The organism is Micrococcus sp. ACRRV (genome assembly GCF_022346985.1).
Classification (GTDB): domain Bacteria; phylum Actinomycetota; class Actinomycetes; order Actinomycetales; family Micrococcaceae; genus Micrococcus; species Micrococcus porci.
On sequence record NZ_JAKRNH010000050.1, the window covers coordinates 1 to 17,230 of the forward strand.

The following is a 17,230-nucleotide window of genomic DNA, read 5'->3' on the forward strand; positions in this document are numbered from 1 at the left end:
GGCGGGTGCGGTGGGGCAGCGGGGTCCACGCGGCCTCGTCGTCGAGGTCCTCGCCGTCGGCCTCGAAGGCCTCGGGTCCCTCGAGGGGGTCCGCCGGCCACCAGGCGACCAGCGTGCGCTCGGCCGTGGGGTTGGCCTCGCCCAGCTCCTCCGGGGCGGGCTCCTCCCCCAGCACGACGCCGGGCACCTCCCCGGCCAGCGCGGCCGCCTCCACGAGGAAGGGCGAGGGGTCCACCGGCTTCTTGGCCGTGCCCTTCCAGTGGGACGTGCTCAGCCAGAGGGCCGACCGGGCGCGGGTGAACGCGACGTACGCCAGGCGCCGCTCCTCGCGGGCGGCGTGGTCCGCGACGGCGTCCCCGTAGGGGGCCGGGTTCGTGGCGGCCGCCGTCTTGGAGGAGTAGCCCGTCCCGGCGGACTGCACCCAGTCGCGCCGGTTCTCGGCCCAGGAGCCGTCCCACTGCGGGAGGGAGGCGGCATCGCCGCGCAGGGCCCACGGCAGCATGCCGGTCCCCCCGCTGGTCCAGCGGTCCGGACGCGCGGTGGGGAAGGTGCCCGTCTGGAGGCCCGGCACGGCCACCACGTCCCACTCGAGTCCCTTGGACGCGTGGGCCGTGAGCACCTGGACCACGCCGGGGGCGGGGTCCGCCGACGCGATGCCGAGGCCCTTCTCGTGCTCCTCCACGGCCTCCGTCCATGCGAGGAACGCCGGCAGGTCTGCGGGGGCGCCGTCGCCGGCGGCGAAGCCCCGGGCGGCGTCCTGGAAGGCGTCGAGGTGGCGGCGCGCGGAGGCGGCTGACGGGCCGGGGCGCAGGGCGAGCTCGACGTCCAGGCCGATCTCCCGGACGACCTCCCCGATGAGGTCGGCCGGGTCCGCCCCGGCCCAGGCCGAGAGGCGGCGCAGCTCCGCGTTGGCCGCGCGCAGGCGGCGCAGTCCCTCGGCGGAGAAGGGCCGGCCGTGGGAGCCGGTCCAGACGGTGGACTCCCCGGGCAGGGAGTCCAGGGCCTCCAGCAGGGCCGGGGCGTCGGCGTCCTCCTCCGCGCTGACGTCCGGCGCCTCGGCCGCGGTCGCCGGGTCGAGCGGCTCGTGGGCGGCCGCGCGGCGGCGCAGCCGGCTGACGAACCGCGCCCGCTCGTGGAGCAGCTCGAGGTCCGCCGGGCCGATCCGGTACCGGGGGCCGGCCAGGACGCGGACGAGGTGGTCGCTGCGGCCCGGATCCGCGAGGACGTGGAGCACGGAGAGCACCTCGGCGACCTCCGGGAGGGAGAGCAGGCCCGACAGCCCCAGCACCTCGTACGGCACACCGGCGGCCTCGAGGGCGTCGAGGACGGGCCCGAACTGGGTCCGGGCGCGGCAGAGCACGGCGCGGCTGAGATCCGCCGTGGCGGGGTCCTCGCCGAGGGCCGCCAGGCGTGCGACGAGCGCCTCCGCCTCGTCCTGCGCGCTCACGTGGCGGTCCACGCGCACCTCGCCCGTCCCGGCGCCGGGCCGCGGCCGCAGCGGCTTGAGCTCGAGGGGTGTGCCGGCGTCGGCGGCGTGGGCATTGAGCTCCGCGACCACGGCGTTCGCGGCCGCGAGGATCGCCTCGTCGTTGCGCCAGGCGACCGTGAGGTGGGAGACGTCCGCGTTGACCCGGCCGGGGGCGCCGCCGGGCAGCTCGCCGAGGCGGGGGAACGCCGAGGGGAAGGTGAACAGCTGGCCGGCGGACGCGCCGCGGAACCCGTAGATGGACTGGTGAGGGTCACCGACCGCGGTGACGCAGTGCCCCAGCCCGGGGGCGTCGAGGTCCGTGGACTCGGGGCCGAAGAGCCCGCGGAAGATCTCCATCTGCGCGTGGGAGGTGTCCTGGAACTCGTCCAGCAGGACCACGGGGAACCGCTCCCGCTCCGCCCGTCCGGCGGCGGGGATCTCCCGTGCCACCCGGGCGGCGTGGCGGAGCAGGTCTCCGAAGTCCATGACGCCGCGCTCGGCCTTGGCCTGGGTGTAGCGCTCGACCAGGTCGGCCATGAGGACCCGGGTCTCGAGGCCGGCGAAGAACTCGACGATCTCGTCGGAGGGCTCCTTCATGCGCGGGGGCAGCTCCAGGGCCTCGCCCACGGCGATCCGCTCCCGCAGGTGGGCCCGCACCTGCGCGGGCTCCACAAGGTGCTCGGCGAGGTCGCCGGAGAGCCGCAGCGCGGCCGCGACGAGGGTGGACGCGGAGACGCGCAGGCCGTCCGCGACGATCGGGTGGGAGGCGGCCACGGCCGACATGAGCCGGTGGGCGTCCGCCTCCCCGAGCAGGCGGGCCTCGGGCTCCACGCCGATGCGCAGGCCGTGGTCCCGGACGAGGGCGCCTGCGTACGAGTGGTACGTGGACACGGAGGCCCGCCCCAGGTCCTCGGGCTCGCCCTCGAACCCGGGGATGGGCAGGCCGGACCGCAGCAGCGCGTCCACCTTGGCGTTGATGCGGTGGGCGAGCTCACCGGCGGCCTTGCGGGTGAACGTCACGCCGAGGACCTGGTCCGGGCGGACGAAGCCGTTGGCCACCAGCCAGACGACCCGGTCGGACATGGTGGCGGTCTTCCCTGAGCCGGCGCCGGCGACGACGAGCCGCGGGGTCAGCGGGGCGGCGATCACCTCCACCTGCTCGTCGGTGGGTGGGAACACGCCCAGCCGCGCGGCGATGTCCTGCGGGCTGTGGACGGCGCGGGACACGTCGACCCGGGGCCGGACGTCGGCCGGGGCGGGGGGCAGCGGGACCGGGGAGCTCAGCGATGCCATTCGGTGGCCTGCCTTCCTTCGGTGCAGAGCGGGCAGACGGACGGCAGGGCGCAGCGCACCCCGGGCCGGTGGACGGCCAGGAACCGCGGACCCACGGTGCGGCGGGCCGCGGTGAACACCTGGTCGAGGGCCCAGTCCTCGTCGGCGGTGACGGCCGGCTGGGGCTGGACGGTCGCCTTGGTCTTGGTGGCGGCGCCGAGCTGGACGAGGGCCGCTCCCCCGGGTTCGGCCGGGGCCTCGATCGCGGACAGGGCCAGGCGCAGGGCGGGGTCGGTGGCGGGGTCCTCGGCGATCAGCTCCAGCCCGCGGGCGCGCAGGGCCACCTGGTAGGCGGCCAGCTGCGGGAGACGTTCGAGCTCCGCCGTGTCCGGCTTGGAGGAGCCGGTCTTGAGGTCGACCACGTAGGGGCGGCCCGCGGCGTCGACCTCGAGCCGGTCGATCACACCGGAGATCTCCACGCGCTCCTCCCCCCAGGCGAGGGGGACGTGCAGGGCGACCTCCTGCGCCACGGGGCGTCGACCCTCCGCGCGCATCTGTGACCAGTAGCGGATGTACGCCTCGACGAGGCGGCGGGCGCGGGCGTGCTGCAGGTCGGTGGTCCAGCCCTCCGGCAGGCCCAGCTCCGGGAGCCGCCGCTCCAGCTCGGCACGCACGGCGCCGGGCTCTCCGTCCGGGTGGTGCTCGGCCACGGAGTGCACGAGGACGCCGATCGACTGGGCGAGCGTGCCGCCGGCCTGGGCCCCCACGTGGTACAGGAGCCAGTTCAGGGGGTTCTCCAAGGCGGTCTGAGCCCGCGAGGGCGAGAGGCGCACGGGCTCCGCGGCGATGTCCGTGAGCGGGGCGTCCGTGGACAGCGGCGCGAGTCCCCACCAGCGGTCGGGCGCGGCCGCGGCCACGCCGTCCTCGGCGAGGACGGCGAGCACCGCGGCGGCCGCCGGATCCTCCAGGCCCACGAGGGCCTCCAGCAGGTCCGGCGCCTCCAGCCGACGACGCGCGGCCGCCACGAGGGCGGCGGCGGTGAGGGGCAGGGGCACCTCCGTGAGCGGGCGGCCGGCGGCGATGTCCGCGACGGGGTCGAGCAGGTCGAGGAAGTCCGAGGGGGTCTCGTCCTCGTTGCGCACGGCGGTGGCGACGACGCGCCGGCGTGCCCGTGAGACCGCGGCGGCCAGCATCCGCAGCTCATCCTGCCGGACCTCCGCGAGCCGGGTCCGGTGGTCCGTGGGCCAGGCGCCGTCGACGGCGGCCGCGGTGAGCAGGTCGGTCAGGTCCGTGGCGCCCAGCAGCTGACCGCGCAGGGCGGTGTTGGGCCAGGCCCCCTCCTGGAGCCCGACGACGATCACCGTGTCCCACTCCCGGCCCGCCGCGCCGGCCGGGGTGAGCACGTGCACTGCGTCGCCGGTCTCCGCCCGGCGGGCGAGGGTGTCCATGGGCAGGTCCTGCGACTCCATGTACCGGGAGAAGTCGGCGGGCGCCGCGCCCGGGAACTGGTCCACGAACCGCTCAGCGATGCGGAACAGCGCGACGACGGCGTCGAGGTCCGCGTCCGCGCGGCGGGCCTCCCGCCGCCCCTCGGCGCCCTCCGCCCGGCCGAGGGCCGCGGCGCGCCAGCGGTCGGCCCGGCCGGAAGCGGCCCACACGGCCCAGAGGACGGTCTCCGCGGTGGCGCCGGGCTCCCGGGCGGCCGCGAGGCCGTCCCGGTGCATCCAGGCCAGGCGCCGCAGGGCCCGGTGGCGGTCCGTCTCCTCACCGGCGAGGGCCGGGTCGCCGAAGGCCGCCACGAGCAGCTCGTCCGAGGTGCGCCGGCCCCCGCGGGCCCGCTCGGCGGCGAGCAGGTCCTGGCGCAGGCGGCGGATGTTGAGGGCGGTGGCGCGGCCATAGGGGCCGCGCAGCAGCGCGACGGCCTCGTCCGCCTCCAGCGCCACGCCGGCCTCCGGGTCCTCGGCCTGGTCGGAGACCGCCCGGAGCAGGGTGAGCAGCGGCGCCACGGCGGGCTCGTCCTTGAGCACCTCACCTGCGGCCTCGCGGCGCACGGGGACTCCGGCCGCCTCCAGGTGACGGCCCACCGCGGCGGCGCGGGCGCCGGAGCGGGCGATCACCGCGAGCCCGTCCAGGGGGACGCCGTCCTCGTGGTGGACGCGCAGCACCCGCTCCAGGACGAGCTGGTCCTCGTGGGCACGCGAGGGGACCGCGTGCCCCTCGACGGCGCCGCCCTCCCCCGCGGGGACGGTGCGGGTGCGGGTGAGCTCCACGCCGACCGTCCGCTGGCGGATGCGACGGGCGGCGCGGAGCCAGCCCTCCTGGACGCCCGCGCTCATGCGGTGCCCCGCCGTGAGCACGTGGGTCCGCGCGTCGGGGTCGGGCGACGACGCCCCGGGGACGGCATCGGGATCCAGGGCGGCGGGGTACCGGGAGACCAGGTCGGGGCGGGCGCCGCGGAAGCCCTGGACGGTCGTGTCCGGCGAGGCGGTGAGGAGGACGTCCCGGCCCCGGCCGAGGTGGACGAGGAGGTCGTGCACGGCGGGACCCGCCTCCTGCAGGTCGTCCACCACGATCGCCCGGAGCCGTGCCTGCTCCGCCTCGGCGAAGGCGAGGGCCGCGGCGTCGCGCTCCGGGTCGTCCGGGAAGCGCTCCGTGAGCAGGCGGACGGCGGTGGAGATGAGCCCGGCGGCGTCGAACGCCTCCGCCATGCCCAGGTCCAGGCGGTCCCGGTAGTCCTGGACCAGCTCGGCGGCGGCCTCCCAGACCGGGCGGCCGTGCCGGCGGCCGAGCTCCTGGAGGACGCCCGGCTCCACGCCGAACTCGCTCATGCGGTCCACGAGCTCGCGGACCTCCCGCCGGAAGCCGCGGGTGTCGACGGCCTGCGCGACGTCCCGCGGCCACTCCGGCGCCGGGGCGAGGCCGGCGGCGTAGGTGTCCAGGAGCTCCGCGATCACCGTGTCCTGCTCCGCACCGGAGAGCAGCCGCGGCGGGCGGGAGAGCCCGCGCAGGGGCCCGGTGACGCGGGCGCGCCGGATGAGGTCGAACGCGTAGGAGGCCCAGGTGCGCACGGGCGTCACGGCGCGGGTGCCGTGCCCGGCGGCGGCCAGCCGCTCCGTCAGGGCGTCCCGGAGGCGGGCCGCGGCCTCGCGGCTGGGTGCGAGCACGAGCAGCGACTCCGGATCGAGGCCCGCCTCGAGCCGCCGGGCGGCGTATTCCACGGCCACGGTGCTCCGCCCCGTGCCGGGCGCCCCGAGCACCAGGTGGGCACCGTGGCCCTCCCCCAGCCCGGCCACCGCCTCCTGCTCGACGGTGAGCACGACGCCGGCGCGGTCCTGCCCCACGCCGCGCACCAGGCGCGCGGGCACGGGCGCGGCGTGCGGCGGCTCCTCGTCCGGCTCGGCCAGGAGCGCGGCGAGGTCCGCCGGGTCGGCGTCGGCGGCCTGCGGCGTCGGCTCCGTCCGGGGCTCGGACGGGTGCGGGGTGGTGCTCATGGCTCCAGTCTGTCAGGGGGCCGGACACGGTAGGCCGGCCGCCGTGGTCGGGCCGTCGCTCAGCCCACGCGGGCGGCCAGGTCTGCGAGCGCGGCGCGGGCGGCGGCGTCGGGCTCCCAGCCGGCCTGGGCCAGGTCCACCCGCTGATCGCGGACGGTGCCGGACCCGCGCACCGGCGTCCCCTCGGCCGCCCAGCGCTCCCGCGCCTGGCGCCGCAGAGGCTCGGGCAGGGAGCCGTCGGCGCGGACGACGCGCCACCACGGCGTCCCGGGCTCGGACTCGGCCATCGCGCGCCCGGCCTGCCGGGGCCCGCCCCGGCCCAGGAGCCCGGCCAGGGCTCCGTAGGAGGCGGCACGCCCCGAGGGGATCAGCCGGGCGGCGGCCGCGAGCGCCTCCCCCAGGGTGACGGGTCCGTCCGTCGGCAGGTGGGGGTCGGGGTCGGGCGGGGTGGACGGGACGGGGCTCACCCCGTCATCCTGCCAAGCCCGGCGCCTGCCTCCGTGCGCCGTAGCGTGTCCTGCGGGCTGGGTACCGTGGGGGCCATGAGCTGGAACGAGCAGATCCGCGCGGGGTTCGACCTCGAGACCACCGGGCGCGACCCCAGGCAGGCCCGGATCGTCACGGCGACGATCGTCATGGTGGACGCCGCCGGGAAGGCGGTGTCCTCCGCGGAGTGGCTGCTGGACCCGGGCGTGCCGATCCCGGAGGAGGCCGCCGCCGTGCACGGGGTCACCACCGAGCGGGCGCGGGCCGAGGGCCTGGAGGCCCGCCGGGGCGTCTCCGAGATCACGGAGACCCTGCGGGACCTCTTCGCCGCCGGCATCCCCGTGGTGGCCTTCAACGGCGTCTACGACTTCACCGTGATGGACCGGGAGGCCCGCCGCCACGGGGTCGCCCCGCTGGAGCCGCGCCCGGTGGTGGACCCCTACGTGGTGGACAAGCAGGTGGACCGGTTCCGCAAGGGCAAGCGCACCCTCGGCGCGGTGTCCGAGCACTACGACGTGGTCCTGGAGGATGCGCACACGTCCGCCGCCGACGCGCTCGCCGCCGTGCAGGTCATGGACGAGCTCGTGCGCCGGCACCCGAAGGCGGACCTGCCCCTGGACGAGCTGCACGCCGCGCAGGCGCGCTGGAAGGCGGAGCAGGCGGAGAGCTTCGAGGAGTACCTCCGCCGCAAGGACCCCCAGGCCACCGTGTCCCGCGCGTGGCCGGTGGAGCCGGACGTGTGAGCCGGCGTCCTCTCCCCCGCGGACGACGACGGCACCCCACCCTCCCCGGGCGGGGCGCCGTCGTCGTCGGTGCGGGTCCTCTCGGGCTCGGTCAGCCCTGTGGGGTGGCGGCCGCGGCGGCCTTCGCGGCGGTCGGCAGGGCGGCGAGCACACGCTCCACGGCGGCGTCGTCGTGGGCGGCGGAGACGAACCAGGCCTCGAACACGGACGGCGGCAGGTAGACACCGGACTCCAGCATGGTCTGGAAGAACGGGGCGTAGCGGAACACGTCCTGGCCCTGGGCGTCCCGGTAGTCCCGCACACCGTGCTCGGACGTGCCGAAGGCCACGGAGAACAGGGTGCCGGCGCGCTGGATGGAGTGGTCCACGCCCTCGGCGGTCAGCGCCGCCACGAGGCCCTCGCGGACGGCGTCCGAGGCGCGCTGGACGGCGGCGTACACGGCGTCGTCGGCGCGGGAGAGGGTGGCGTGGCCGGCGGCCATGGCCACCGGGTTCCCGGAGAGGGTGCCCGCCTGGTACACGGGGCCCAGCGGGGCCAGGTGGTTCATGATCTCCGCGGAGCCGGCCAGAGCGGCCGCGGGCATGCCGCCGCCGATCACCTTGCCGAAGCACCAGATGTCCGGGGTCCAGCCCTCGGGCTGCCCGGACAGGCCCCAGCCGCCCGTGGCGGTGGCGCGGAAGCCGGTGAGCACCTCGTCCCAGATCAGCAGGGCGCCGTGCTGCGCGGTGATCTCGCGGAGGAAGGCGTTGTAGCCCTCGGCCGGCTCCACGACGCCCATGTTGCAGGGCACGGCCTCGGTGATCACCGCGGCGATGCGCTCGCCGTGCTCCGCGAACACGGCCTCGAGGGCGGCGCGGTCGTTGTAGTCCACGACGAGGGTCTCCGAGGCGGCGGCCTCGGTGACGCCGGCGGAGCCGGGCAGCGCGGCGGTGGCCACGCCGGAGCCGGCGGCGGCCAGCAGGCCGTCCGAGTGGCCGTGGTAGCAGCCGGCGAACTTCACGATGAGATTGCGCCCCGTCACGCCGCGGGCCAGGCGCAGGGCGGTCATGGTGGCCTCGGTGCCGGTGGACACGAAGCGCACGCGCTCGACCGGCACCCTGGAGGCGATCAGCTCGGCCAGCGCGGTCTCCTCCAGCGTGGAGGTGCCGAAGCCGAGGCCGCGGTCCACGGCGGCGTGCACGGCCTCCAGGACCTCGGGGTGGCGGTGGCCGAGCAGCATGGGGCCCCACGAGCAGACGAGGTCGACGTACTCGGTGCCCTCGACGTCCGTCAGGTACGGGCCGCGTGCGCCGGCCATGAAGCGGGGCGTGCCGCCCACGGAGCCGAACGCGCGGACGGGCGAGTCCACGCCGCCGGGGATGACGGCCTGGGCCGCGGCGAAGGCGGCGGCGTTGGTGGTCGGCTGGGACGCGGTCACAGGGACCCCTCCTTCATCCAGCGGCCGAGCTCGGCCGCCCAGTAGGTGAGCACGGAGTCGGCGCCGGCGCGCCGGATGGAGAGCACGGACTCGACGATCGAGGCCTTCCGGTCGATCCAGCCGTGTGCGGCGGCGGCCTCGATCATCGCGTACTCCCCCGAGATCTGGTACGCGGAGACGGGCACGTCCGCCATGTCCGCCACGTCCCGCACGATGTCCAGGTAGCTCATCGCGGGCTTGACCATCACCATGTCCGCGCCCTCCTCGAGGTCGAGGGCGACCTCGCGCAGGGCCTCGCTCCGGTTGGCGGCGTCCATCTGGTAGGTCTTGCGGTCGCCCGTGAGCTGGGAGTCGACGGCGTCGCGGAACGGCCCGTAGAACGCCGAGGAGTACTTCGCGGCGTAGGCGAGGATCGCGGTCTCGTGATGTCCGGCGCCCTCGAGGGCCTCCCGGATCACGCGGACCTGGCCGTCCATCATCCCGGAGGGTCCGAGCACGTCCGCACCGGCCTCGGCCTGCGCGACGCCCATCCGGGCGTAGATCTCCAGCGTCGCGTCGTTGTCCACAGTGCCCTCGGCGGTGAGCACGCCGCAGTGGCCGTGGTCGGTGAACTCGTCCAGGCACAGGTCGGACATCACGACGAGCCCGTCCCCCACCTCCGCCTTCACGTCCCGGATGGCCCGGTTCAGGACGCCGTCCGGGTCCAGGGCGGCGCTGCCGACGGCGTCGCGCGTGGTCGGCACGCCGAACAGCATGATGCCGCCCAGGCCCAGTTCGGCGGCCTCGGCCGCGGCGGCCTTGAGGGTGTCCGTCGTGTGCTGCACGACGCCCGGCATCGAGGCGATCGGCACGGGCTCGGCGGCGCCCTCCTTGATGAAGGCCGGCAGGATCAGCTCGTTCGGGTGGAGGCGGGTCTCGGCCACCAGCCGGCGCATCGCGGCGGACTGGCGCAGGCGGCGGGGACGGTTCAAGGGGAAGGACATGCCCTCGATTCTAGGCCGTGGGCCCGACGCGCTACGGGTGCGCGGTCCCGCTCGGGACGGCGCCCGGGCCTTCGGAGGCACGCGTGCGCGTCACCGGCGTGGCAGGGCCGCCGGCGCGTCGCGCAGCGCGGCCGCGCGGATGGTGGTGTCGATCACGGTCCGGGGACCGTCGCGCTCGACGTCCCACGCCACCCAGCCGTCCGCCTGGACGTCCTCCCAGGTGGGGACCCGGTGGCCGGGGATGCGGGGACGGGAGGGACGGCGTCGACGACGACGTCGTGGCCCAGCAGGAGGTTCGAGACGGCGAGCTCGTGCACGACCGCGCAGCCCGCGGCGCCCACGTGGTCCTGGACCCGCCCCAGTGCGGTCTCGACGGCGTCCACCCGCAGGCAGCAGACGCCCGTCGCCCGCGCGAGCGCCTGGGCCAGCGTGGTCTTGCCCGTCCCGGCGCGTCCGGCGAGCACGCACAGCCAGGGCCGGTCGCCTCTCCCGATCACCGTTGCCATGGGCCCATGGTGCCGGGTGGCGACGCCGGTGCGCACACCGACCCGCCGGGGCGGTGTTGACATCCGCCCGCCGACCCGGTCCCGTGGGGCCATGACTCCCCCGGTCCACCTGCGTCCCCTCCGCCCGGACGACGCCGACGAGATGGTCGCCGTCCTCGCGGACCCGGCCCTGTACACGTTCACGGGCGGCGAGCCGCCCACCCGGGAGGGCCTCTCCCGCCAGTACGCCGTCCAGGCCCGCGGCCACTCCGAGGACCGCAGCGAGACGTGGCTGAACCACCTGGTGGTGCTCGACGACACCGGGGAGGCCGTCGGCTATGTGCAGGCCACCGTGCCCGTCTCGGGCGGGCCCGCCGAGATCGCGTGGGTGATCGGCGTCCCCTGGCAGGGCCGGGGCCATGCGACCGCCGCGGCGCGCCTGCTGCTCGACGAGCTCGCCCGGCGCGGGGTCTCCGAGGTCGTGGCCGACATCCACCCCGGCCATGCCGCCTCGGCCGCCGTGGCGCGCCGGCTCGGCCTGCGTCCTACCAGACACCTCGTCGACGGCGAGCAGCGCTGGGAGGGACCCGTCGCCGTCGTGGACGGGGCGGCCTCCGCCCCTGGTGGATGACCCCATGGACCCGAGACGCCGTGCGCTGCTGGACCGCCTCTGGCAGGAGGGGCGCGACTTCGACGCCGCCCAGCCCGACCGCCTGGACCGCCGCCGCAACCTGGAGCCGGAGAGCGCGGAACTGCTCAACATCCTCGTGCGCACGCTGGCCCCGGCCGAGGTGCTGGAGCTGGGCACGTCCACGGGCTTCTCGGCCCTCTGGATCGCCGACGCCCTGGAGCCCCATGGCGGTCGTCTCACCACCGTCGACCCCGACGCACCCCGCCTGGCCGAGGCCCGGACGAACCTGGAGGCGGCGGGGGTGGCCGATGTCGTGACCGTCCGGCAGGCGGACGCCGCGGACGTGCTGGCCGATGCCGAGGACGGGTGCCTGCCGCTGGTCTTCCTCGACGCCGAGCGCCCCGCCTACCCGGACTACTGGCCCGACCTGGCCCGCATCCTGGCCCCGGGGGGGCTGCTCGTGGTGGACAACTGCCTGTCCCACGCCGACGACGTCCGCCCCTTCCGTGCGCTCGTGGACGCCTCACCGGGCTTCCGCAGCACCCTGGTGCCCGTGGGCGCCGGCCTGCTGCTGGTCAGCAAGGACCGACCCGGGCACGGCTCCGGCGTCGGGTGATCGAACGGCAGGGATGCACCCCGCCCTGACGAGAGGAACCCCCGTGTCCACCGACCTGCTGACGCTCCGTCTGCCGGCGGCCCACGCCGCCGACCATGTCCGCGGAGACTTCGAGCTGCGAGGACTGGACACCGGCACGACCGAGGACCTGGCCCGGTGCTACCTCGTGGGCTACCCGCCCGGCGTCGCCGCCTCCGACCTGGCTGAAGCGCGCGAGGAGATGGACGCGACCTTCCGCGGCGACTACGGGGAGCTGCGCGCCGACGCGAGTGCCACGGCGTGGGTGGACGGGCGCCTGGCCGGGGCGATCATGGTGGTCACCCGCTCGATCTGGGACGCGGACCTCGCAGGTCCGTTCATCATCGACCTCTTCACCGATCCCGCCGTGCGCGGGAAGGGGGTCGGGCGCGCCCTGGTGCAGCACGCCGTCGACACCTGCTCCGCCGCCGGCGACGCGGCCGTGAGCCTGCGCTTCGGCGAGGGCACCTCCGAGGCGGCCATGGGCATCTACCGGCGGCTGGGATTCCGACCCCGCACAGGGACGCAGCGGGGCGGGTGAGCCAGGCGCAGACCCCTCGCCGTCATCCCTCCACGATGCAGTCGTTGGCGCGGGAGACGGCGACCATGGCGGCCTTCTTCCGGCCGGTGGAGCCGATGTACTTCCGCGCGCCACGCCGGGCCAGCTCGGCCAGGCCGAGGGCATGCAGACGACGCCCCATCCCCTGACCCCGACGCGAGGGCAACACCGCCATGTAGAAGACCGTGCCTTATCCCTTTGGGGTTGCTCTTACCGTGGGGTCCTCGATGTGGGGTCCACCGGGGAGGTGCCGGACTTGTCCACGGTGATCCGCTCGGACACAAACTGCACCGCACACCCCTTATCCGTGAGCTCATCCACGATCGCGTACAGATCCCGGGTGTCCCGTCCCAACCGATCCATCGAGGCGACCTTCACCAGGTCCCCCTCCCGCACGTACCCCAGCAGCTCCGCCAGCCCGGTGCGTTTGGCGCGGGAGCTGCCGGAGATCTTGTCTTCGAAGATCCGGTCGCACTCCCCCACCGCCTCCAGCTGCCGATCCAGGTTCTGCTCGGCCGAGCTCACCCGCACATAGGCCACCGTCTGTCCAACCATGTCTAAGACCCTCCAACACTTATGTCCAACGGTCCCGCTTAGGACCGTCTCTGACGTGATGCTCTCGTGGGTGGGCGAGGCGTGTAAAGGGGTATACCCGCCTGGACAGAGTTCCTCGGGGGAGGAGGACTGCACTTCCAGGTCGCGCAACAGCATCCTGGCTAGGTAACGCACAACACATTGCTGTATGCTTGCATTGCTCGATCACAGTCGATGATCAGAGCACCCGCGTAGCCGACCGGCATCATGATGGACAAGCAGCCTCTCAGCGACAACTAGAGGGCAAGCACCTGGAGGAATCGTGACGGATATCAATAAGGCGAGTCGTCGTTCAGTCATCAAGCTGAGTTCTGCGGCAATTATTTCTGCCGGGCTCACCATGACCGCGACTCCTGCAATGGCCGGGCCTGCGACCGACCTCCCGCCGGGTCTGCGCCGGGGCCGCACGGTCGCCATCGATTCTTCCATGAAGATTCTCGAAGTCCAGGATCCGAATGGGAAAGTGACGGGATACACTTTTTCAAGCGCGGATTTGATCAAGGCTAAGCGCGCTGTTGAAGATGTAAACGCAGAGTTTGAGTCCATTTCAAATGAGCAGACATCTCACTCGGAGAATGAGGTTTCTGCCCTGGGATGGGTCGAAACGGCAAAGTGCGCAGGGGAGATTCTGCTCTTCGTCGGGGGCACCGTCTTCCCCACTGTTCGCGTTGCAGCGCTTGCAGCACGACTTGTTAGGCTCGTGAACAAGTATGGTGCTACCAAGGTTGCCCGAATCCTTGCTGGCGCCCGAAATATATCTACTCGTACAGCCGAGAGGGAGATTCTCGAACTGGGCGCCGCCTTGGTCGGCCTAGGCTTTCTGCAGACGTGCCGCGAAGCTATGGGTCGCTAAGACTTGAATCAAGGAAGTAAGAGCTATGCCCCACGTCAAATCGCGCAGCGGGGCATAGCTCTTACTCGTATGGAGACCCTTATAAATCTTGCCAAGATACTATTATTGTAATTTCACTCGGGCGGTGTAACTAGTTTCATGAATCGCTTTCAGAATGTAATTTTTGGATTTGCATTCATCCTTTTGGGGATAGCTTTTTTTATGGGGGGGTTTATTAATTCGGAACTATTTGGGAGAGTTGCCGGAAGCCTGCTAGGGATTGCGGGTGTCGCTCTTATTTTGTCGACTTTCAAATATCGCAATACCCCTCATTAAAAGCCTCGGCGCGTAGATGTCATACGTCTACACGGAGGCGCAACGCATGAGCGCGAGGGGTCTCCCCGACACATCCAGCGCCCGCTCATTCTCTGCTCGCTGATGTGGGCCACCCTCGCTTGAGACTGGCCCACTTCCTGAAGTGGACGTAAAGGGGCTCAGCGCAATCGGGGGTATACCCGCCTGGACGCTGACCAGATGCTGCCGCGCGTCGCTCCAGCTTCCTCACTCGTACCAGGTGGCCTCGGGATACTTCTCCAGCAGCCGGGCAGGCTCATCCCCCGCCGGCGGCCTGCCCGGCGAGCTTGGTTCGTACACACCGAACTGCAACGCATCCATCAGCACCGCCTCGAGATCGCCACGGCACTCGGTCAGACGCTGGCGCAGGTCCGTGCGGTGGGCGATCACCCGCTCCGGGTCCGACGGGGACGGACCCCCCTGCCAGGCCACCACCGTGAGCACCTCCCCGGTCACGTCGGCGTCAAGCAACCGCGCATACGCATCACGGCTGAAGTGACGCCGCTCCAGACGCCGAAGGATGCTGAGCACAGCCTCCGTGGAAGGCATCTGGCCCGACGCAGAAGGCCCACGCTCGCTCACCCCTCCACCGGCGGGCTGGCCCCGCGTCCCCGCGCGGGGCCCTCCGAGCCGACATCACGGACGGGCACGCAACGGGCCCATCCGTCGTCGCCGGATACGCGCTGCCAGCATTGGCGGGGCTCCTCCGACTCACGGACCGCGTCGGCGAGCCACACGGTGGTGTCCGGGTCCCACCCGGCGAGCACCGTGGCCACGCCCGCCTCCACGGGCAGAGCGCGGGTGGCCGCGCTGAGATAGCCCAAGGTGGTCAGGTGCACCGCGTCCCACTCGGAGGCGACCTGCTCCCAGTCCGGGATGACCCACCGCCCGGACCGTCCGGTCACCCGGTACCAGTCGTGCCGCCGCGAGGCACTGACCTCCAGCGGGAACCGCCGGCACAGCCGGATCCAGTCCCCGGGGCCGCGGACCTCATACGTCCGACCCGCTCCCCGCACCGGGATCACCGTGGCCGCCTCCGCGCCGATGTCGTCCTCGACGAGGTCCAACCCAGTCGGGATCTGCCCGACGCTGACGACGGCCCCCTGCGGGATGGACCACCAGGTCCCGGAGAAGTTCGCCGTCGGATCAACAGGATGCTCAGCGGCGGCCCGGACTTCCTGCCGCCGTTCTTCTCGAGCCCAGGCCGCCAGGACCCGTCGAGCGTCCCGGGGCACCGGGGCCGGATCCTCGAACGCACGCCAGTCGATGACCCACTGCGCCGCTGCGCGCGGACTCCCCCAGTGCCGGGCCGCCGCCGAGCCCAGCACGCCCGCGGCCACCGCCTCCAGGGCGGCGTGGATGTCCGGATGGCCGGCGAGCACGTCTTCGCCGTCGGGCTCCTGCCAGTACCGGGCCGACATGACCGAACCGACCAGGGCCGCCTGGACCACCCCATCCGTCAGGCCCGAGAGGTCGAGGTCGGCCAAGGCTTGCGCCACCTGATCGATGGACACGGCAGGACGCGCGCCCGCCTCCAGGGCACCGCCGCCCGGGGGCCACATGACCAGGGAGGAGATGCCCCGGTCCGGATCCAGCTCATAGCCCAGCCAGAACACCAGATCGGCGACCCGGTGGCTGAGCATCCTCGCCGCCTCCAGACACAGACGCCGCCCACGCGGGCCGGGCAGCAGGTCCTGCACACTCGCCTTCATCGGCCCCTCCTCCCCGGCCTCCAGACACTGTCGAGGGCCAGATCCGCGGTGCCAGGCCCCTTCCCTACTCTGCTGGCCCCGAGACGGAGTTTCCACGTCTCTGCCCGAAAGGGTCGTTTGTGACGGACCGGACCACCGCCACAAGACTCGCCACAGGGCCGCCATTGCGAGTCAACCCTCGTTCTCACCTCTCTTCCTGCGGCCACCATGGGGGACACTGCCCTCATGATTGCCACCCCCACAAGCTCCAGCGACTGGAATTCCTACAACGCCGCCCGCGCGGGCACGTCCGCCGTGCGCCCTCTCACCGAGCGGGCACTCACAGCACTGCGCGCCACCCACCAGAACCTGTCAGGCCTACGTGCTGTCGAACTGGGCAGCGGCGCCGGCATCGAAGCGCGGCGCCTTCTCCAGGAAGGCCTCACGGTTCACACCATCGACGTCGATGCCTCCGTCGAAGAGCGGATGCACGAGCTCACCTCCCTCGGCGTCCTCGAACACCGGACAGGCCTCATCGAAGAGTGGGATCCCCTCCCCCTCGCCGACTTGATTCTGGCCAACGCTTCCCTGCCCTTCATCCCCCGCGCACACTTCGCACCGGTGTGGGAACGACTCAGGCAGGCCCTGCTGCCTGGCGGCATCCTGGCGGTCGATCTCTTCGGCTGCGAGGACACCTGGGCCTCAGACCAAGGCACCTACCTCACCCTGCAAGAGGTGGAACGACTCCTCGACGCATTGGAGGTGATCGAATTGAACGAACGCAACGAAGAGGGGCGCTCCTTCGACGGCATCAAGCACTGGCACACCTTTACCGTCATCGCCCGGCGGACGGCCTGACCCCCAGCGACCGGGGCGGCACAATCGGTCGTTTGTGGCGTCCCCGCCGAAGGGCTCCGAATGGCGTGCCCACGACTCCCTGGACATGCCCCAACCGTCGCCACGACCACCTCGCCACGACCTCCGTCGCACCACCGTTCATGACGCGCCCTGACCACCCACACCCGGGGCCGCCGTCGTCGCCCCTCCCCATCACGGTCCCCCGGCTACCCTGGGAGGCATGTCCGAACCCACTCCCGCCTCGCTGCGCATCGCCGTCCTGCTGGACTGCGACAACGTCTCCCCCAAGTACGCCGGCCTCATCCTCGAGGAGCTGGCCACCTACGGCACGCCGACCATCAAGCGCGCGTACGGCGACTGGACCACCACCAACCTCAACGGCTGGAAGAAGGCGCTGAACGAGCTCGCCATCCAGCCGGTGCAGCAGTTCGCCTACACCATCGGCAAGAACTCCTCGGACTCCGCGCTGATCATCGACGCCATGGACCTGCTCTGGATGGGCAACGTGGACGCGTTCGCCCTGGTCTCCTCCGACTCCGACTTCACCCGCCTGGCCACGCGCCTCCGCGAGTCCGGCAAGCGCGTGATCGGCCTGGGCGCCCGCAAGACGCCCGCCTCCCTGCGCAACGCCGTGGACCAGTTCATCTACCTCGAGCTGCTGGGCACGCACACCGAGGGCGTCGACGACGACGAGCCCGCCCCCTCCCTGCAGGCCGAGCCCTCCCCCAAGGA

At 73.2% G+C, this 17,230-nt stretch carries 17 protein-coding genes; 7 read left to right on the forward strand and 10 right to left on the reverse strand.

What is annotated here, in order from left to right; all coding sequences use genetic code 11:
- The 3 genes from MHY29_RS06860 to MHY29_RS06870 form a co-directional block, all read right to left on the reverse strand.
- On the reverse strand, positions 1–2,761 hold a 2,761-nt coding region (locus MHY29_RS06860), incomplete at its 3' end, for an ATP-dependent helicase (protein ID WP_239239330.1).
- On the reverse strand, positions 2,749–6,231 hold the full coding sequence (locus MHY29_RS06865) for an ATP-dependent DNA helicase (protein WP_239239333.1): 3,483 nt from the start codon (positions 6,229–6,231) through the stop codon (positions 2,749–2,751). The genes MHY29_RS06865 and MHY29_RS06860, both read right to left, overlap by 13 nt.
- A gap of 59 nt (positions 6,232–6,290) precedes the next feature.
- Positions 6,291–6,698: an MGMT family protein gene (locus MHY29_RS06870; RefSeq protein WP_224354556.1), complete on the reverse strand. Its 408-nt coding sequence runs from the start codon at positions 6,696–6,698 to the stop codon at positions 6,291–6,293.
- A gap of 75 nt (positions 6,699–6,773) precedes the next feature.
- Between MHY29_RS06870 and MHY29_RS06875 the strand changes: the two genes are divergently transcribed.
- Positions 6,774–7,460: a 3'-5' exonuclease gene (locus MHY29_RS06875; protein ID WP_224354555.1), complete on the forward strand. Its 687-nt coding sequence runs from the start codon at positions 6,774–6,776 to the stop codon at positions 7,458–7,460.
- A gap of 91 nt (positions 7,461–7,551) precedes the next feature.
- Here the strand turns inward: MHY29_RS06875 and hemL are convergent, their stop codons facing one another.
- The 3 genes from hemL to MHY29_RS06890 all read right to left on the reverse strand — a co-directional run bounded on the left by hemL (position 7,552) and on the right by MHY29_RS06890 (position 10,366).
- Positions 7,552–8,877 (reverse strand): glutamate-1-semialdehyde 2,1-aminomutase, encoded by a 1,326-nt coding sequence (gene hemL, locus MHY29_RS06880; RefSeq protein WP_239239336.1) that lies wholly within the window; start codon positions 8,875–8,877, stop codon positions 7,552–7,554.
- Positions 8,874–9,860, reverse strand: coding sequence for a porphobilinogen synthase (hemB, locus tag MHY29_RS06885; protein ID WP_224354553.1), 987 nt, complete (start codon positions 9,858–9,860; stop codon positions 8,874–8,876). Before hemB ends, hemL begins: the two co-directional genes overlap by 4 nt.
- Positions 9,861–10,012: 152 nt before the next feature.
- Positions 10,013–10,366, reverse strand: coding sequence for an AAA family ATPase (locus MHY29_RS06890; RefSeq protein WP_239239338.1), 354 nt, complete (start codon positions 10,364–10,366; stop codon positions 10,013–10,015).
- A 91-nt stretch (positions 10,367–10,457) separates the two neighbouring features.
- Here MHY29_RS06890 and MHY29_RS06895 point away from each other — a divergent pair, with 91 nt between their 5' ends.
- The 3 genes from MHY29_RS06895 to MHY29_RS06905 are packed head-to-tail and all read left to right on the forward strand — an operon-like array spanning position 10,458 to position 12,151.
- Positions 10,458–10,976, forward strand: coding sequence for a GNAT family N-acetyltransferase (locus MHY29_RS06895; protein ID WP_239239341.1), 519 nt, complete (start codon positions 10,458–10,460; stop codon positions 10,974–10,976).
- A gap of 4 nt (positions 10,977–10,980) precedes the next feature.
- Positions 10,981–11,592, forward strand: a complete 612-nt coding sequence (locus tag MHY29_RS06900; protein ID WP_224354550.1) for an O-methyltransferase — start codon at positions 10,981–10,983, stop codon at positions 11,590–11,592.
- 43 nt (positions 11,593–11,635) lie between these two features.
- Positions 11,636–12,151, forward strand: a complete 516-nt coding sequence (locus MHY29_RS06905; protein ID WP_239239344.1) for a GNAT family N-acetyltransferase — start codon at positions 11,636–11,638, stop codon at positions 12,149–12,151.
- Positions 12,152–12,173: 22 nt separating this feature from the next.
- Here MHY29_RS06905 and MHY29_RS06910 read toward each other — a convergent pair whose 3' ends face one another.
- Both MHY29_RS06910 and MHY29_RS06915 read right to left on the reverse strand, forming a co-directional pair.
- Complete coding sequence (locus MHY29_RS06910; protein ID WP_224354548.1) at positions 12,174–12,344, reverse strand: hypothetical protein; 171 nt, start codon at positions 12,342–12,344, stop codon at positions 12,174–12,176.
- A 35-nt stretch (positions 12,345–12,379) separates the two neighbouring features.
- Positions 12,380–12,724 (reverse strand): recombinase family protein, encoded by a 345-nt coding sequence (locus MHY29_RS06915; protein WP_224354547.1) that lies wholly within the window; start codon positions 12,722–12,724, stop codon positions 12,380–12,382.
- A gap of 301 nt (positions 12,725–13,025) precedes the next feature.
- Between MHY29_RS06915 and MHY29_RS06920 the strand changes: the two genes are divergently transcribed.
- Positions 13,026–13,616 carry a hypothetical protein gene (locus MHY29_RS06920; RefSeq protein WP_224354546.1) on the forward strand — a complete coding sequence of 197 codons (591 nt, stop codon included), beginning with the start codon at positions 13,026–13,028 and terminating at the stop codon, positions 13,614–13,616.
- 540 nt (positions 13,617–14,156) lie between these two features.
- On the opposite strand, the gene MHY29_RS06925 is transcribed toward MHY29_RS06920, so the two are convergent.
- Positions 14,157–14,480, reverse strand: coding sequence for a hypothetical protein (locus MHY29_RS06925; RefSeq protein WP_224354545.1), 324 nt, complete (start codon positions 14,478–14,480; stop codon positions 14,157–14,159).
- Positions 14,481–14,527: 47 nt separating this feature from the next.
- Positions 14,528–15,592, reverse strand: coding sequence for a hypothetical protein (locus MHY29_RS06930; RefSeq protein WP_239239347.1), 1,065 nt, complete (start codon positions 15,590–15,592; stop codon positions 14,528–14,530).
- Between the two features lie 294 nt (positions 15,593–15,886).
- Here MHY29_RS06930 and MHY29_RS06935 point away from each other — a divergent pair, with 294 nt between their 5' ends.
- Both MHY29_RS06935 and MHY29_RS06940 read left to right on the forward strand, forming a co-directional pair.
- Complete coding sequence (locus tag MHY29_RS06935; RefSeq protein ID WP_224354543.1) at positions 15,887–16,498, forward strand: trans-aconitate 2-methyltransferase; 612 nt, start codon at positions 15,887–15,889, stop codon at positions 16,496–16,498.
- Between the two features lie 220 nt (positions 16,499–16,718).
- Positions 16,719–17,230, forward strand: a 512-nt coding sequence (locus tag MHY29_RS06940; RefSeq protein ID WP_239239350.1) for an NYN domain-containing protein, incomplete at its 3' end; no start/stop codon positions are given.

Coding starts and splice junctions, on each gene's coding strand:
- hemB (WP_224354553.1), bottom strand. CDS start 9,860: ATGTCCTTCCCCTTGAACCGTCCCCGCCGCCTGCGCCAGTCCGCCGCG.
- MHY29_RS06900 (WP_224354550.1), top strand. CDS start 10,981: ATGGACCCGAGACGCCGTGCGCTGCTGGACCGCCTCTGGCAGGAGGGG.
- MHY29_RS06910 (WP_224354548.1), bottom strand. CDS start 12,344: ATGGCGGTGTTGCCCTCGCGTCGGGGTCAGGGGATGGGGCGTCGTCTG.
- MHY29_RS06875 (WP_224354555.1), top strand. CDS start 6,774: ATGAGCTGGAACGAGCAGATCCGCGCGGGGTTCGACCTCGAGACCACC.
- MHY29_RS06935 (WP_224354543.1), top strand. CDS start 15,887: ATGATTGCCACCCCCACAAGCTCCAGCGACTGGAATTCCTACAACGCC.
- MHY29_RS06890 (WP_239239338.1), bottom strand. CDS start 10,366: ATGGCAACGGTGATCGGGAGAGGCGACCGGCCCTGGCTGTGCGTGCTC.
- MHY29_RS06895 (WP_239239341.1), top strand. CDS start 10,458: ATGACTCCCCCGGTCCACCTGCGTCCCCTCCGCCCGGACGACGCCGAC.
- MHY29_RS06915 (WP_224354547.1), bottom strand. CDS start 12,724: ATGGTTGGACAGACGGTGGCCTATGTGCGGGTGAGCTCGGCCGAGCAG.
- MHY29_RS06930 (WP_239239347.1), bottom strand. CDS start 15,592: ATGCTCAGCCACCGGGTCGCCGATCTGGTGTTCTGGCTGGGCTATGAG.
- MHY29_RS06865 (WP_239239333.1), bottom strand. CDS start 6,231: ATGAGCACCACCCCGCACCCGTCCGAGCCCCGGACGGAGCCGACGCCG.